Genomic DNA, 1811 nt, shown 5'->3' on the forward strand with positions numbered 1-1811 from the left:
GCATTACAAACGGCAAAGCTGGAAAATTGCAGACAAGTACATGTGTCTGTAACTCAGATGGAGATTGCAGCGGAAAAACATGCACAGCTGGCGCAGCTTCCTTAACAGCGGGAGTCTTTAGCCTTTTGGTTGTATCTGTGGCTACTATTGCAGCGAGCTTTTAAAGTATCCCTCTTTATAAAAAGCCCTGATTGGGTAAAGTTGAGTTAGTTCCCGCCCCCGGCTTATGTGATTTGAAGGTATGGTGTCACAAATAAAAATCAGGGGCTACCTTTTCTCAGTAATTCCAAGCTCCGCAAAGGTGCTATTTAAAGGCATTTTCCTGAAGTTTGAGCTAAATGTCAGATATTACACAATCACCGTCGTATCTCCATACCTGTTCCTCAGAAAACCAGAAAATACTCACTGAGCAAACCACGGAGAACTATTGCTTCCGTATCACCTTCTACCTATGATTTTTACATCTCCATTATTTACTTCTTCTTCTGCCGAACTTAAGTCAAGGTAGCCACTTGCACTCTCTGCTGACTCAATACCTATTAAAGCAATTGGTTTATTGTTATCTAATATTATGTTTGCTGTAACAGTAATATAACCAATACCCTTGGGATTATCTTTGCTGAAAAGTTTAACGAAAAATCCTATCTCATGTTCGACTTTTGATTTTTCACCTTCTAACAAGATTGACTTAATAAGCTTGGCGCAAGTTTTCGATGTAAGTACCCAATATTTATTGACTCGAGCACCTGCACAAATACATACACCACCACCCACACCCTTCGTATAACCACCGAATAAAAGTTCACTGTCTGTATCTGCTCCTTTTCGGTAATCGTTGACAACAGAAAAAAATACTAATAAATCTTTTGCAACCTCATCTGGACTATCTTGAGACTCAGCCACACTACTTAAAGTTGTTATAAAAACAAAAAAATGCATCAAAAATAATCAAACCGATTGCGTAGCCACATCGAACTCCCCAAACTTCTAAAGAAAGCTAGGTGAGCAGATTGATGGCAATTCCCCAGCAATTTCCGATAATTTAATTGGCAGGTAATAAAGATGGACAACCTTCTGACAGCGGACCCCCCAATGCAGGAACAAAGGCACAAATCGTTAGCAAATTCGCCCCTGCTTCGTTTAACCGTGTTCGAATGGCTGGTGTTAGCCTCGCAGATTTGCAGGCGGCAAGCTGGCATTCGCTGGCTCGGCGTAATGCCACTGAAAGCGGTGACCAGGCTCGTTGCCCCGCCGGTTTATCCCGCCTGATGCCACCTCCGGTCACTGGCGGCAGTTTTATCCTGGCCGCCTGGATTCGCCAGGGCCTACCGCTGGGCAGGCGAACACGGGCCGGGAGCAAACTGATTCATTTTGCCGCAGCTGACAGCTCTGATGCCATCAGCTTAAGCCTGAGATCCAGGGGGCAACGGCTGGTTAATTACCTGTGCAGCCTGGTCGGAGGTGAGGAAGGCGACGTTGGAACGGGTACAGCGGAAAGTGAGCAACCAGTGATGGCAAGCCTGAATGATACGGAACTTTACCAGCACTACCAGCGACTGGTTCAGGACCTCAGTGCCCTGTCGGGCAATCGCAGTGGCGAGAGCACGTCGTTTGTACCGTCGGCAAGCCAGGGAATGATACAAAACCTGACGACTCCACTACCTTCGACTACGATGAGTCAGGGTTGAAAAACTCAGAAATCATTAACACAGTGATATTACTGATAAGCAACATCTGTTGCATTACTCCAGTTGGTCTTTCCCACTGTTGTACTTCGGTAGAATTCATTACAGCTCCGGAGAGCTTCCTGC

Annotated in this window: 2 protein-coding genes; one reads left to right on the forward strand and one right to left on the reverse strand. The window is 45.6% G+C overall.

The features are described from left to right. Positions 1-438: 438 nt before the first annotated feature. Positions 439-939, reverse strand: coding sequence for a hypothetical protein (locus ACO6V5_RS09600; RefSeq protein WP_422137641.1), 501 nt, complete (start codon positions 937-939; stop codon positions 439-441). Between the two features lie 107 nt (positions 940-1046). Here ACO6V5_RS09600 and ACO6V5_RS09605 point away from each other — a divergent pair, with 107 nt between their 5' ends. Next, entirely contained in the window at positions 1047-1688 is a 642-nt protein-coding gene (locus ACO6V5_RS09605; RefSeq protein ID WP_422410910.1) for a hypothetical protein, read from the forward strand. Positions 1689-1811: the final 123 nt, after the last annotated feature.

The organism is Endozoicomonas sp. ALD068, from assembly GCF_049310145.1.
GTDB lineage: Bacteria > Pseudomonadota > Gammaproteobacteria > Pseudomonadales > Endozoicomonadaceae > Endozoicomonas_A.

Bases quoted from the DNA above. Each gene is read 5' to 3' on its own strand.
- ACO6V5_RS09600 (WP_422137641.1), bottom strand. From the start codon at position 939: ATGCATTTTTTTGTTTTTATAACAACTTTAAGTAGTGTGGCTGAGTCT.